General features: G+C 75.3%; 11 protein-coding genes. 5 read left to right on the forward strand and 6 right to left on the reverse strand.

Annotated features, from left to right (window positions below; translation table 11 throughout):
• Positions 1–4: 4 nt before the first annotated feature.
• Complete coding sequence (locus RSE42_RS14610) at positions 5–964, reverse strand: glycosyltransferase family 2 protein (RefSeq protein ID WP_415296806.1); 960 nt, start codon at positions 962–964, stop codon at positions 5–7.
• A 186-nt stretch (positions 965–1,150) separates the two neighbouring features.
• Here RSE42_RS14610 and RSE42_RS14615 point away from each other — a divergent pair, with 186 nt between their 5' ends.
• Genes RSE42_RS14615 through RSE42_RS14635 form a run of 5 tightly spaced genes read left to right on the forward strand, consistent with a single transcriptional unit; the run spans position 1,151 to position 7,962 of the window.
• The gene (locus RSE42_RS14615) at positions 1,151–3,184 is read left to right on the forward strand and encodes a glycosyltransferase (protein ID WP_415296808.1); all 2,034 of its coding nucleotides are present in this window, start codon (positions 1,151–1,153) and stop codon (positions 3,182–3,184) included.
• Positions 3,181–4,593 (forward strand): O-antigen ligase family protein, encoded by a 1,413-nt coding sequence (locus tag RSE42_RS14620; RefSeq protein ID WP_415296809.1) that lies wholly within the window; start codon positions 3,181–3,183, stop codon positions 4,591–4,593. The genes RSE42_RS14615 and RSE42_RS14620 overlap by 4 nt, the downstream gene beginning before the upstream one ends.
• Positions 4,590–5,762, forward strand: a complete 1,173-nt coding sequence (locus RSE42_RS14625; RefSeq protein WP_415296810.1) for a glycosyltransferase family 4 protein — start codon at positions 4,590–4,592, stop codon at positions 5,760–5,762. Before RSE42_RS14620 ends, RSE42_RS14625 begins: the two co-directional genes overlap by 4 nt.
• A 14-nt stretch (positions 5,763–5,776) precedes the next feature.
• Positions 5,777–6,790 carry a glycosyltransferase family 4 protein gene (locus tag RSE42_RS14630; protein WP_415296812.1) on the forward strand — a complete coding sequence of 338 codons (1,014 nt, stop codon included), beginning with the start codon at positions 5,777–5,779 and terminating at the stop codon, positions 6,788–6,790.
• Positions 6,787–7,962, forward strand: coding sequence for a glycosyltransferase (locus tag RSE42_RS14635; RefSeq protein WP_415296814.1), 1,176 nt, complete (start codon positions 6,787–6,789; stop codon positions 7,960–7,962). Before RSE42_RS14630 ends, RSE42_RS14635 begins: the two co-directional genes overlap by 4 nt.
• Here RSE42_RS14635 and RSE42_RS14640 read toward each other — a convergent pair.
• From RSE42_RS14640 to RSE42_RS14660, 5 genes are all read right to left on the reverse strand, one after another.
• Positions 7,916–9,118 (reverse strand): glycosyltransferase, encoded by a 1,203-nt coding sequence (locus RSE42_RS14640; RefSeq protein ID WP_415296815.1) that lies wholly within the window; start codon positions 9,116–9,118, stop codon positions 7,916–7,918. The genes RSE42_RS14635 and RSE42_RS14640 overlap by 47 nt on opposite strands.
• Positions 9,115–10,938 carry a hypothetical protein gene (locus RSE42_RS14645; protein WP_415296817.1) on the reverse strand — a complete coding sequence of 608 codons (1,824 nt, stop codon included), beginning with the start codon at positions 10,936–10,938 and terminating at the stop codon, positions 9,115–9,117. Before RSE42_RS14645 ends, RSE42_RS14640 begins: the two co-directional genes overlap by 4 nt.
• Positions 10,935–12,107 (reverse strand): glycosyltransferase, encoded by a 1,173-nt coding sequence (locus tag RSE42_RS14650; protein ID WP_415296819.1) that lies wholly within the window; start codon positions 12,105–12,107, stop codon positions 10,935–10,937. The genes RSE42_RS14645 and RSE42_RS14650 overlap by 4 nt, the downstream gene beginning before the upstream one ends.
• 103 nt (positions 12,108–12,210) lie before the next feature.
• Complete coding sequence (gene pth / locus RSE42_RS14655; RefSeq protein WP_415296821.1) at positions 12,211–12,813, reverse strand: aminoacyl-tRNA hydrolase; 603 nt, start codon at positions 12,811–12,813, stop codon at positions 12,211–12,213.
• Positions 12,814–12,934: 121 nt separating this feature from the next.
• Positions 12,935–13,549 (reverse strand): 50S ribosomal protein L25/general stress protein Ctc, encoded by a 615-nt coding sequence (locus RSE42_RS14660; protein WP_415296823.1) that lies wholly within the window; start codon positions 13,547–13,549, stop codon positions 12,935–12,937.
• Positions 13,550–13,859: the final 310 nt, after the last annotated feature.

Consider the following 13,859-nt stretch of genomic DNA (forward strand, 5'->3'; position numbering starts at 1 on the left):
CCGCTCAGGGCCTGCCCGGACGCGCGTCACGGAGCCGGTGCGCCGCCACGCGCACCGGGGTCGACGGCGAGAACCGGACGGCCCACGCCGCGTCGCCCAGCGCTTCCAGGACGTCCCTCCGGGCGGCCGCGGCGCGCGCCGCGCGCCCGGCGCTCCACCACGCGAACCGGTCGTTGGCCCGGAGCCGGTCGTCGTAGGCGTCGACGAGGTCCCGCCGTCCGGCGGCGCGCGCGGCGGCGCGGTGGCGCCGCAGGATCACCCGGAGCCCGGTCGCGAGGTCCTGGTAGGACCTCGTGGTGTTCGAGGCATGGTGGCGGTAGTCCACGAGGACGTCGTCGACGAGGGCGAAGGGCCCGAGCGCCGCGGCCTTGAGCACCAGGTCGAGGTCCTCTCCCTGGCTGTACCTCGGGTCGAACCCCCCGACGGCGTCGAAGACGTCCCGACGGACCACGAGGTTCGGGAGCAGGACGCCCGGTCCGCGGATCACGGCCCGCTGGTCGTCCGCCGCGCGCTGGTCCGCGGCGACGAGCTCCGCGCCGGCGGCGTCGATCGTGCGCATCCCGCAGTAGCTCACCACGACGTCCGGCCGTGCGGCCATCACCTCGGCGTGCCGCCGCAGCCGCTCGGGGTGCCATCGGTCGTCGTCGTCGAGGAACGCGACCAGCTCCCCGGACGTGCCCGCGACCCCGGCGTTGCGCGCCGCGGAGACCCCGGCGGGCGCCTGCCGCATGACGCGGGGGCGCGGGGCCGCGACGTCGCGCGGCACGCCCTCGACGATCCGGCGCAGCGCCGCGGGGTCGGGCGAGCCGTCGTCGACCACGACGAGCTCGGCCGCCGGGTACGACTGCCCGAGGACGGACGCGATCCCCTCCGCGAGGAACGGCCCGCCGCGGTTCGTCGCGACGACGACGCTCACGCTCGGGAGGACGGTGCCGCCCCCGGTCGTCCGCCGGACCTCGTCCACGCCGCTCCTCCGTGTCGTCACCGCGTCGCCGCTCTCGTCGCCGCCTCGCCGTCTCGTCGCCCTGTCCTCGCCGTGTCCCGCGGTGTCCTCGCCGTGGGCCCAGGGCCACGCGTCGGCCCACGGACGGACGGGTGAAATCGGCAGATTCCTGCGGGATCCGTAGCGTGCTGGGGGACAATCTCCCACATGAGAGTCCTCCGCGTCTCGCACAGCGCCGTGGTCGACGCCTGGCGCGAGCGCGAGCGTGAGCTGCGCACGCGAGGGCTCGACGTCGGACTGCTGTCGGCGCGCGCGTGGGACGAGGGCGGTGCGCCCGTGCGCCTCGTGCCCAGGCCCGGCGAGCCGGTGCACGGGGTGCGGACCATCGGATCGCACCCCGCCCTCTTCGTGTACGACCCGGTCCCCCTGTGGCGCGCGCTCGGGCAGAGGTGGGACGTGCTCGACGTGCACGAGGAGCCGTTCGCGCTCGCGACCGCGGAGGTCCTCCTGCTACGCCGGCTGCGGGCGGTCGTGTCGCGGCGTCCTGCCCCGCCGTACCTCCTCTACTCGGCGCAGAACCTCGACAAGCGCTACCCGTGGCCGTTCCGGTGGTTCGAGGCGCGCGCCCTGCGAGGTGCCGCGGCGGTGTCGGTGTGCAACGACGAGGCGGGCAGGATCGTGCGCGCCAAGGGCGCCCGGGGGCGCGTCGAGACCGTCCCCCTGGGTGTCGACCCCGGGGTCTTCGCGCCCGCCTCCGGCGAGGTCGCTGCGCACCCTTCCGACGACGCGCACCCGGGACGCGGCGGAGCGCGCCTCCGCGTGGGGTACGCGGGGCGGCTGGCGCACCACAAGGGCGTCGACGTGCTCCTCGCGGCGGTCGCGGGCGACGACCGAGTCGACCTCGTCGTCGCGGGCGACGGACCGGACCGCGCGGCGCTCGAGGAGGCGGCGCGTCCGCTCGGGAGCCGGGCCCGGTTCGTCGGCGCGCTCGACGGCGACGACCTCGTCGCGTTCTACCGCTCCCTCGACGCGCTCGCCGTCCCCTCGCGCGAGACGCGCGGCTGGGTCGAGCAGTTCGGCCGGGTCGCGGTCGAGGCCATGGCGTGCGGCGTCCCGGTGGTCGCGAGCCGCACCGGCGCGCTGCCCGACGTCGTCGGCGGTGCTGGCCTGCTCGTGCCGCCCGACGACCCCGAGGCGCTCCGCGCAGCCCTCGCGCGCGTCCTGGACGAGAACGGCCTCGCGGACCGGCTGCGCGCCACGGGGGCGGAGCGCGCGGCGTCGTGCTCGTGGGCCGAGGTCGCCCGTCGCTACGAGGAGCTCTACCGCACGGCGGTCGACGAGGGCACGGGCCCCGCGCGTGCACAGGGGCCCGGCGCGAGCGACCCGTCCGCGACCGTGCCACCGGAGGTCGTCGTCGTCGCCTACGGGTCTCCCGCGATGGTGCGCGACGCGCTCGCCCCGCTCGCCGGGAAGTACCCGATCACGGTCGTCGACAACTCGTCCCTGCCCGAGATCCGCGAGATCACCGAGCTCGCGGGCGGGCGCTACCTCGACCCGGGCCGCAACGGCGGGTTCGCCGCGGGGGTGAACCATGCGCTCGCGCACCGGCAGGCGCCGGGGGCCGACATCCTGCTGCTCAACCCGGACGCCGTCGTGACGCCGGAGGACGTCGAGACCCTGCACCGTGCGCTGCACGCGTCACCACGGGTCGCGAGCGTGGGGCCGCAGCAGGTCGACGACGAGGGGACGCCCGCACGGGTCGTGTGGCCGTTCCCCTCGCCCGCGGCCACGTGGATCGAGGCCGTCGGCCTCGCGCGGCTGCGGCGGACCCCGGTGGACCGCTCGTTCGTCATCGGGTCGGTGCTGCTGCTCGACGCCGCCGCGGTCGACGAGCTCGGCGGCCTCGACGAGCGCTTCTTCCTCTACGCGGAGGAGACCGACTGGGCGTACCGCGCCGTCCGGGCCGGCTGGCGGCACGCCGTCGTCCCGGAGGCGCGCGCGACGCACCTCGGTGGCGCGACCAGCAGCGACCCGACCCGGCGCGAGACGCACTTCCACGCCTCGCAGGAGCGCTACCTGCGCAAGCACCACGGCCGCGCCGGGTGGGCGGTCGCGCGCGTCGGCGCCGTGCTCGGCGCGGCGGTGCGTTCTGTCGCCCTGACGGGTGAGGGGCGGGCGAGCGCCCGGCGGCGCCTGCGGCTCTACCTCACCGGCCCGGTGCGGGCGGAGTCCGCCCTGTGAACCTGCCCGCCGTCCGCCTGCCCCGACGACGCCCCGTCCTCTACCGCGCGCCGCACGTGCGGGGGGCCGCGCTCGAGCGGACGCGGACCGTGGCGGGCTGGGTGGCGGGCGGTGCGGTCGTCGTCGCGCTCCTCGCCGTGCTCGGGTTCGTGGTACCGGCGCTGCAGACGGCCGCCGTCGGGGGAGCCCTGCTCGTGCTGATCGTCGGGCTCACGGCCTACGAGCCCGTCGCGCTCCCGATCCTCGCGATGCCCGCGCTCGTCGTCGTCCAACGCGTCGGCGGCGGCGGGGTCGACCTCTCGCTGAGCGACTTCGCGCTCTTCGGCGCGTTCTGGTTCGCGCTGTTCTTCTCACCGCGACCGTTCTCCCGGCCGATGCGGGCCATGCTCTGGCTGTCGCTCGTGTACCAGGTCGCGACGCTCTTCACCGTGATCGTCAACCCGTTCAGTGCGAACGTCGTGGAGTGGTTCCACGCGTGGCTGTCGGTCGCCGGGGCGCTCGTGCTCGGCTGGGCGGTCGGGCGGTCCGGTCGCGCGCGGCTCGGGCTCACCCTGTTCCTGCTGCCCTGCCTCGCGATCGCCGCGCAGACGTGCCTCGTCGCGCTCCAGCAGCTGGCCGCGGGGATCACCGGGCCCGTCTACATCGACACGCCCGTGGCCATGCACAAGAACTTCATCGGGTGCGTGCTCGCCTTCGCCGCGCTCATCGCGTACGCGCGGCCCTGGTGGGTCGGCTGGCCACGATGGTTCTCGCTCGGCACGTTCTGGCTGTGCTCGCTCGGCGTGCTCGCCGCGCAGGCGCGCCAGGCCCTCATCGGCCTCGCGATCGGCATCATGCTCATCACGCTGCGCGGCGACCCGGACCGCAAGCGCTCGAAGCTGATCCTGCTCGCCGCGATCCCGGCGATCTACTTCGTCGTGCTCGCCGTGCAGGAGCAGCTCGCCTCCGGCAACGAGTTCAACTCCGCCAACCAGCGACTCACCTGGTACGCGGACTCGATCGACGTGTGGCAGCGCAGCCCGTGGGTCGGGATGGGGCTGCGCTGGTGGACGGCGGGCGTCACCGAGTTCGTCTTCCAGCCGCCCAACGTCGAGCTCGAGGTGCTGACGTCGGCCGGGATCGTCGGGCTCGTCGGGTTCCTCGTGCTGTTCCTCGGGGGGATGGTCGTGCTCTGGCGGATCAACCCCCGCTTCGGGACGCTCGCGTTCTCGATGCTCATGATGCGGTTCGTCCAGGGCCAGTTCGACCTCTTCTGGGTGTCCGTCCAGGTGACGGTTCCCTTCGTCATCGTCGGCGTGTGCCTGGGCGCCGAGTCCTACGCCCGGTCGCGCCGGTACGCCCGCCACATGACCGGTCGGGAGCTGCCTCTCGACGAGCTGCGATCCGTCCGGGAGATGGCCGAACGATGACCGACCTGCGGATCCTGCAGATAGCCCCGGAGATCGCCCCGGGCAGCGGCGTGGGCGGCGTCGCGCACCACCTCGAGGACGCGTTCGAGCGCGCGGGGGTACCGACCGCGCGCTTCACGCTCGCCGACGCGCGGGGCGCGTGGCTCCCCGCACCCGGACCGGGTGTCCGGGGCAGGCTCGTGCTCCTCGCGCGGGTCGTGTGGTTCTCGACGGTCGGGACGGTCCTCGCGCGACGCCGGCTCGCCCGCGAGCGACGGACGCTCGCCGGGTCGCGGGGAGCCGTCGTGTCGATCTGCCACAACGACGTCCTCGCCGGCGACGTGTACGTCAACCACGGCATCCTCCGCGTCGCGATGCGTGCGCGCGGCGGCTACGCGTGGCGCATGGTCCGCAACCCGCTGCACCTCTTCACGGCGGCGCGCGACGCGGCGCGCTACCGCGGTCGGACGCACCGCGTGGTCGTCAACCTCACACGGTCCGAGCGTGAGGCCCTGCGCGACACGTACCCGCACCTGCGGGCCCGCGCCGTCGTCATCGGCAACGGGGTCGACGTGACCAGGTTCTCGCCCCCGTCGCCGGAGGAGCGCGCGGCGGCCCGGGCCGCCGCGGGCGTACCGTCCGACGCCGTCCACGTCGTCTTCGTCGGGCACGAGTTCGACCGCAAGGGCCTCGACCTCGTGCTCACCGCGGCGGCCGACCTTCCCCGGGTCCACGTGAGCGTCGTCGGTGGGACGCCCGACATGCTCGACGACGTGCGAGCGCGGGCGTCCCGCCTCGGGACGACCGACCGCGTGCACCTCGCCGGGCGCGTGCCCGACCCCCGCCCCTGGCTGCACGCCGCCGACGCCCTCGCCCTGCCGAGCGCGTACGAGGCCAACGCGCTCGTCGTCCTCGAGGCGCTCGCGTGCGGCGTCCCGGTCGTGGCGACGCCGGTGGGGTACGCGCCGGACGTCGTCCAGGACGGCGTCACGGGTTGGCTCGTCGACCGGTCCGTCGCGGGAGTCCGCACGGGGCTCGAGGCCGTCGCCGCGCTCGACGAGGACACCCGGCGCGCGACCTCTCGGGCTGCCCGGGCGACGGCGGAGCGCCACGGCTGGGACGCCGTCGCACGCCGGTACCTCGAGCTCGCGGCGACCCTCGCAACCCCACGATCGGAGCCACACCCGTGAGGATCCTCCATGCAGTGCGTTCCGACGGGTTCGCCGGGGTCGAGCGGCACGTGGCACGGCTGGCGCGCGCGCAGTCGGCGGCCGGGCACGACGTGGCGGTCGTGGGCGGGGCGCCCGAGGGAATGCGCGCGACCGTGGACGACCCGGGCGTGCCGCTCCTGCCCGCGACGACGACCGGCGACGTGGTCCGTGCGCTGCGGGCGCACGGCGCGGCCGCCGACGTGGTCCACGTACACATGACGGCGGCCGAGGTGGCCGCTGCCCTGGCGGCTCGCACGACGCGCGGGTTCCCGCCCGTCGTCTCGACGCGACACTTCGCGCGCCGCCGCGGCACCGGCGCTCGTGGGCGCGTCGTCGCGGTGGTCGCGGCGTCGTCGGTCCGCGCGCAGATCGCCATCAGCCGGTACGTCGCCGAGCACGTCGAGGGCGCGTGCGAGGTGGTGCACCCGGGCGTGGCGGACCGTCCCGACGGGCGTGGCGCCGCCGAGCGCGCCGCCGTCGTGCTCGTCGTCCAACGGCTCGAGCCGGAGAAGCGCACCGACCTCGCGCTCGAGGCGTTCGCCGCGTCCGGCCTCTCCGGCCGGGGGTGGCGCCTCGAGGTCGCGGGCGACGGCGCGCAGCGCGCGGCGCTCGAGGCCCTCGCCCGGTCGCTCGGCATCGGCGACGCCACGACGTTCCTCGGGGCGCGCGACGACGTCGACACGCTCCTGGACCGGGCGGGGCTGCTCGTCGCGCCGTGCCCGGTCGAAGGGCTCGGCCTGAGCGTCCTGGAGGCGATGGCGAGCGGGCTCCCGGTGGTGGCCTCGGCGGCGGGCGGGCACCGCGAGACGCTGGCCGGGATCGACCCGCTCACCCTCTACCCGCCGCTCGACGCCGGCGCGGCCGGGCGTGCCCTCGCGGCCCTCGCGGCCGACCCCGCACGCCGTGACGCGTGCGCCGACGCCGGGCGCACGGCGCAGCGCGAGAGGTTCACGCCCGCCGCCCAGGTCGTGGGGACGGACGCCGTCTACCGCGCGGTGCTCGCGTGACGCGCGGCGAGACCGCGGCGGGCGTCGGTGACGTCGTCGTCCTGTCGCTCGAGCGCTGGGACGACGTGTGGCGCCGCAACCAGTACCTCGTGACAGAGCTGTGCCGTGCCGACCCGACGGCACGCGTGCTGTTCGTGGAGCCGGCGGCCGACCCGCTGCACCGGCTCACCCGCCGGACGGTGCCTCGCGCCGGCCGCGGGCTGCGCGAGGCACCCGCCGTGGCTGGGCTCGACCGGCGTCGGCTCCTGCTACACGAGCCGACGAAGTGGTTGCCTCGCAAGGTCGACCCGAGCGTCGACGACCGCCTCGCGCGGTCCGTCGAGCATGCCGCTGCACGGGCGGGGTTCCGCCGCCCCGTGCTGTGGGTGAACGACCCGTCCGGCGCCGCGGTCGTGCGGCGCACGGAGTGGCCCGCCCTCTACGACGTCACCGACGACTGGCTCGCCGCCGACCGGTCCCCGGCCGAGCATGCGCGCCTCGTCGACGACGAGGCGACGCTGCTGGACCGATGCGCCGAGGTCATCGTGTGCTCCACCGGCCTGGTCGCGCGCAAGGGGGCGACCCGGGACGTGACGCTCCTGACCAACGGCGTCGACCTCGACCGCTACCGCCGCGGTGTCGCTCGCCCGGACGACCTCCCCACGGGCCGGGTCGCGGTCTACGTCGGGACCGTGCACCCCGACCGGTTCGACGTCCCGTTGCTTCTCGCGACCGCGCGGGAGCTCGCCGGGCGCGCGCGGGTGGTCCTCGTCGGGCCCGTGGTGGACCTGTCCCCCACCGAGCACGCGGACCTCGCGCGCGTCGGCGTGGTGCTCCTCGGACCCCGTCCCTGGACCGCCGTGCCTGGTTACCTGCGCCACGCCGACGTCCTGCTCGTCCCGCACGTGGTCGACGCGTTCACGGACAGCCTGGACCCCATCAAGCTCTACGAGTACCGGGCGGTGGAGCGGCCCGTCGTCTCGACACCGGTGGCAGGGTTCCGGGACGAGCCGAGGGTGCGGGTCGCCGGTGCCGACGGCTTCCCGGCGGCGGTGCTCGCCGCGCTCGACGCCGCCCCGTCGCCCGAGGCGCGGCCGCTGCAGACGGTCCCGCCCGACGTGCCGACCTGGCGCGGTCAGGCCGCGCTCATGCGCGACGCGCTCGTGCGGACACGCTCGTCCAGACATCCGTGAGCACGCGCGCGGTGCGCGCGACCGGGAACCGACGCGCCACCGACTCGCGCGCGCGCGACGCCCGGTCGTGCGCCGCCGCGGGGTCGCGCAGCACGTCGAGCAGCGCGGCGGCGAGCGCGTCGGGGTCGCCGGGGGGGACGAGGAGCCCGAGCGGGGCCGGCCCTGCCCCGGGGTCGTCGAGGATCTCCTCGACGCCTCCCGCACGCGTCGCGACGACGGGGACTCCCCGGACCATCGCCTCGACGACGACCTGCCCGAACGGCTCAGGTACGGGCGAGGCGTGCACGCACACCGCCGCCCGGTCGAGCTCCGCACGCGGGTCCGGGACGAACCCGACGAGGTCGACGTGGTCGTCGAGACCGAGCCGCGTCACCTCGTCCCGGACCAGCGCCGCGTAGTCCTCCGCGCCGAACGCCGGCTCGCCGACGACCCGCAGTCGCGCCGTCGGCACCGCGTCCACGACCGCGCGCAGGGCGCGCACGACCTCGAGCTGGCCCTTCGTCGGGCTGATCCGCCCCACCATCACGACCCCCCCGTGCGTCTCGTCCGCGCGCACGGCGGGCGTGGCCCCGGCGCCCTCCGCCTGCTCGGGGGCGAAGCCGGGGTACGCGACCGCCGTCGTCACGGGCAGCGTCGCCGCCGTCGCGCGCGAGTTCGCGACCACCGCCGCGGGGACCGTGCGCGCCAGTCCTCGCACGACCCGGACGAGCGACCGCGGCAGGTAGTCGGGGGCGATGCGGTCGTGGACGTGCCAGACGAGGGGCCGCCGGGCGAGCGCAGCGGGCACGATCCCCAAGAGGTCGGCCTTGAGCGAGGTCGCGTGGATGACGTCGGGCCGCAGCGCCCGCACGCGCCGCGTGAGCCGCCAGAGGAAGGGGACGGTGCGCAGGACGCCCGTGACCGTCGCCGCCGAGAGCCGCCCGGCCCGCTCGCGGTCGGTGGTCGCGACGGACGGCGCGAGCGTGACGACATCGACGCGCACGCCGCGCTCCTCGAGACGTGCGCGGAGCGGGCCGTCGGAGAACAGCACGGCCCGGACGTCCACCTCGGGCCCGAGGGCCGCGCACGTGCGGACGAGCGCGAGCTCGGCACCACCGAGCTCCGCGGTGTGGTCGAGCACGAGGACCCGGAGCGGCGGACCGCCCGGGCGGCTCACCACCGGAACGGGCGCTTGCGCGCGTCGTCGGTGGACTCCCCGGGAGGTTCCGTCGGCGCGGCGGGTTCCACCTTGCTCCACGCCGGTGCGAGGACGGTCTTCCGCCTGCCGCGGGACGCCGCCGGACGCTGCGCCGGGTCGCCGGCGGCGGGGTCGGACAGACCTTCCCGGACAGCCTCGGCGCTCGGGTCGCCGGGCCGCGCGTGCCCCTCGACGGCGACGGCGGCCGCGACGACGTCCGCGCGTCGCGTGCTCCGCGACGGGACCTCCGGGTCCCCGGCGCCCTCGCTCTCGCGGGACGGGGCGGCGCCCGCCGACGAGACGCGCCGGTCGCCCGGCGGCTCGGGGGTGTCCGCCTCCTCGCCGTAGGTCGAGGCGTAGAGCATGCGGCGGTCCCCGGTGACACCGGTGAGGGCGATGCCGAGGAGCGGCACGTTGCTCACCCGCAGCCGCTCGGTGGCCTCGGCGAGGACTGCCCGGTCGGTCCGTCCGGCGGACGCGATGAGCACCACGCCGTTGGCGTAGCCGCCGAGGATGGTCGCGTCCGCGGCGGCGAGCACCGGCGGCGCGTCGACGACGACGACCTCGGCGTGCTCACGCAGGCTGACCACGAGCCCGCGTGCCCGTTCGGTCGCGAGGAAGTCGGCCGGGTCCATCTCCTCCTCTGGGACGGGCATGACCCGCAGGTTCGGCACCGACGTAGGGCGCAGCTCCTGGTCCTGGCCCTGCCAGCCCTCCGGGGGTGGGAGCATGCGGTCGAGCTGGGGTCGTCGGAGGTCGCCGGACAGCGCGACGGTGCGACGCCCGCTCAGGGCGAACGATGCCGCGAGGTTCGCGGTGATGAACGAGCGAGGGGCGGACGGGTCCGCTGCGGTCACGACGACGACCACGTGCTTCATCCCCGCGGTCGACACCTGCACGGCGGTCCGCAGCTCGCGGATCGACTCCGTGAACGGGGTCGCGATCTTGCTCGCGACCGGCAGCGCGCTCGTGTGCGAGAACTCGCGCTCCGCCGGGCGGGTCCCGTAGAGCTCGGCGAGCACCGGCGTGTCGGTGAGCCGCGTGCTCTCGGCCGCGCTGCGGACGCGGACGTCCAGGCCGCGGCGGGCGAACGCCAGGCCCACCCCGGCCACGAACCCGACGAGCACGGCGAGCGCCAGCACGGTCACGCGCGAGAGACCCAGCGGCTCCGCGCCCGTCGCCGGCTCCACCACCTCGCCGGGCACGGCGATGCCGCGCAACGCGTTGATCTGCAGGGTGAGCGCCGAGTAGTCGTCGACGATGATGTCCTGCTCGGCGAGCGCAAGGGGGTCGTCACCGTCGACCGCGAGCCGCTGGCGGACTCCCGCGAGCTGGTCGGCGAGCGCCTCCCGCCTGCTCTCGAGCTCGGCGACCTGGTCCGCCTGAAGGGTCACGAGCTGCGCGGCATAGGCGTCGGCGAACGCGTTCGCGACCTCGACGGAGCGCGCTCGGTCCGTCGTCGTCGCGTCGACGGTCACCGCACGGCTCTCGCCGTCCACGCTCGCCGAGACGAGGTCTGCGAGCTCGTCGGCGGACCCGGGCTCGTCCAGGGCGGCGGCAGCCGCGGCCGCGACCTCGGCCGAGGTGACGTCCTCGGCGTCGGTCGTGACGGTCACCTCCACGAGGGACTCTCCGCCCTGGGCGCTCTGGACGCCGTAGAGCTGGACCGTCGCGACAGCCCGGTACGTCGTGTCCTGGCGGTCGAGATAGAACAGCGCACCGGCGACGACGACGAGCACCGCGCCGAGCACGTAGTACCTGCCCGACCAGACCGTCCGGGCGAACTCCCTGATGGTCATCGTTGCGCGCTCCCCCCACCCGGTCGAGCGGCGCCCGGGGTGCGTCCCTCACCCTGCTCCGCCACGACCGCTCGCAGGCGCCGCACGAACCGCTCTCTGCCGAACGCCTCGACGTGCGCCGTCACGACGCCATCCTCCCACGTCCGCGCGAGGGCAGTCTCGACGGCCGCGGCGACGAGATCGGACCGAGGCGCGTCGAAGAACACGCCGTTCACCCCGTCCGCGACCGTGTCGAGATAGCCTCCGTCGCGCAGGACGACGCTCGGTCGTCCGAACGCCCCGGCCTCGAGCGGCGACAATCCGTAGTCCTCGTACGACGCGGCGACGAGCGCCGACGCGTTCCGGTAGAGCCAGCGCAGGGTCGCGTCGTCGACCCGGCCGAGCAGGTGCACCCTCCCGCGACCACCGCGAACCGCGCGCGCCTCGAGCCGCGCACGGTCCGGACCGTCGCCGACGACGACCAGCTCGCGTCCGGTCGCCAGCGCCGCGTCGATGACGACGTCGACGTTCTTGTACGGCAGGAGCCGTGCGACGCACAGCAGGAATCCCGTGCCCGTACCGGGCACCGTCCGCTCCTCTCCCGCGGGGAGCATCGCGGGCGGGGGCGGGAGCACCTCGGCCTCGATCCCGTACGCGGCGCGGATCGCGCGCTGCGTCACGGTGGAGTTCGCGAGGTAGACGTCGGCGCGCCGCGCGGCAGCACCGTCCCACCGCCGCAGCCCGGGCGCCAGGACACCGAGCGCTGCAGCCGCTGCCCCACGCCGGGCGCGGTGCGCGGCGGACCCCTGCGCCGGCCCGAGATACCGGTCGCGCTGGTAGAGCCAGCGGGCGGGCGCGTGGCAGTAGACCACCGTGCGCCGGGCGCCCCGGTAGCCGTGGGCCCACCCGGTGGAGGACGCGAGTAGCACGTCCGCGTCCACGCGCTGGCGGTCGACGGCAGGCGCGAGGAACGGCAGGGCGACACGGTGGTGCCGACGCAGGAGCGACGCACGGTCGAGCGCGGACGTCCGCAGCTCGATCGCGTCGAACTCGGGGAAGGTGCCGTGCCGGTCGTACAGCGTCGTGTACATGGGCGCGCCGGGGAAAGCGTCGGCGAGCAGCAGCGCGACACGCTCTGCGCCCCCACGCTGGGTCGCGTAGTCGTGCGCGAGCGCGACACCGTGGGTCATCGGTCCTCCTCACGAGCGCGAGGACCCAGCGTAGGCATGCGACCCGGTCCGCACGGAGAGGGACGAAGGGACCTCACCCGGGTGAAAACGGGCGCACCCGGAGCTACGGCCTGGTGTGGAACTTCCCCTGCGCCGCGAGCAACCCTTCGGTGAGCAGCATCTCGACCGCGTCGGCCGCGTCGTCGAGGAGGAAGGGCAGCTCCTTCGCCTCGGTGCCCTTGAAGTCCTTGAGCACGTAGTCGGCGGTGTCCATGCGGCCGGGCGGACGCCCGACGCCGCCCCGGACCCGGACGTAGTCCTTCGTGCCGAGCGCCTTGGTGATGTCGCGCAGCCCGTTGTGGCCGCCCTCGCCGCCCCCGACCTTCAGCTTGACGGTGCCGAAGGGGATGTCCACCTCGTCGTGGACCACGACCACGTGCTCGGGGTCGATCCCGTAGTACCTGGCGAGCCCCGCCACGGGCCCGCCCGAGACGTTCATGTACGTCGTGGGCTTCGCGAGCACGACGCGCGGCCCGGGACGCCCGCCGGGGAGCATGCCGAGACGCGCCTCCGCGACGGCGGCCTGCGCCCGCGGGTGCCGCGCGAACCGGGTGCCCGCCCGGCCAGCCAGGACGTCCAGGACCATGTGGCCCAGGTTGTGGCGGTTGCCGGCATAGCCGGGGCCCGGGTTCCCGAGCCCGACGACGAGCCACGGCTGGTCGCTCATGTGCACCGTTCCTTCGCTGACGTCCTGCACGGTCCCGGCTCCCGACGCGCGCGAGGCGTCCGGCACCAGGGTGCCGGACGCCTCGCCGAGAGCATGGCGCGGACGAGGTCCGCGCGGGGGGTCACTCGCCCGCGGTCGCCTCGGAGCCGGCGGCCTGCTCGGCAGCCTCGGCCTCGGCGGCCTCGATGTCCGCCGAGTTGTCCTGCGGCACGGAGATCGTCACGACGACGAGCTCGGCGTCCGTCGTGAGCGTCGCGCCGGAGGGGAGCTTCACCTCGCCCGCCGTGACGGTCGTGCCGGCCTCGAGGCCCTCGATGGAGACCTCGACGGACTCGGGGAGGTGCGTCGCCTCGGCCTCGATGGCGAGGGTCTGCAGGTCGACGAGGTGGATGGTGCCGGGGGCGGACTCGCCGGTGACGGCGACCGGGACCTCGACGGCGACCTTCTCGCCCTTCTTCACGATGAGCAGGTCGACGTGCTCGATGACGTTGCGGACCGGGTCGCGCTGGACGTCCTTGGCGATGGCGAGCTGGCCCTTGCCCTCGAGCTCGATCGAGAAGAGCGCGTTCGAGTGCTTGAGCGCCAGCATCGTCTGGTGGCCCGGGAGGGTGACGTGCACCGGCGCGCTGCCGTGGCCGTAGAGGACCGCGGGGATCTTGTCGGCACGGCGGATACGACGGGCGGCACCCTTGCCGAACTCGGTACGGGCCTCGGCGGCGAGCTTGATCTCGGACACGTGGATCACTCCTGGAAGAACGTTGCGGGCCGGCCGCCAGTGGGGGACGGTCGGCTGTCCGGACGGTGAGAGGGCCTCCCGGACGGGCGGCTGCGTCGGCGCGGGACGTGTGACGGGCGCGCAGGAGGACGACCGCCCAGTCGATAACGGAGATCCAACAGGTCTGGCTGACACGTGCGGTCCCGCGCCGCCGGTGTGCTCACCGGTCCAGCGCTGCCGGCCGTCAGACGTCCCTCGCCGAGGCAACCTGATAACTGTACCCGGGCCTGAGCCCGCCGCGAAACCGTGTCCGGGCCCAGGCAACACGTCC

The sequence above is a fragment of the Cellulosimicrobium sp. SJTW-1 genome, from assembly GCF_047716875.1.
GTDB classification, from domain to species: domain Bacteria; phylum Actinomycetota; class Actinomycetes; order Actinomycetales; family Cellulomonadaceae; genus Cellulosimicrobium; species Cellulosimicrobium funkei.

Bases quoted from the DNA above. Each gene is read 5' to 3' on its own strand.
- RSE42_RS14615 (WP_415296808.1), top strand. From the start codon at position 1,151: ATGAGAGTCCTCCGCGTCTCGCACAGCGCCGTGGTCGACGCCTGGCGC.
- RSE42_RS14625 (WP_415296810.1), top strand. From the start codon at position 4,590: ATGACCGACCTGCGGATCCTGCAGATAGCCCCGGAGATCGCCCCGGGC.
- RSE42_RS14645 (WP_415296817.1), bottom strand. From the start codon at position 10,938: ATGACCATCAGGGAGTTCGCCCGGACGGTCTGGTCGGGCAGGTACTAC.
- RSE42_RS14650 (WP_415296819.1), bottom strand. From the start codon at position 12,107: ATGACCCACGGTGTCGCGCTCGCGCACGACTACGCGACCCAGCGTGGG.
- pth (WP_415296821.1), bottom strand. From the start codon at position 12,813: ATGAGCGACCAGCCGTGGCTCGTCGTCGGGCTCGGGAACCCGGGCCCC.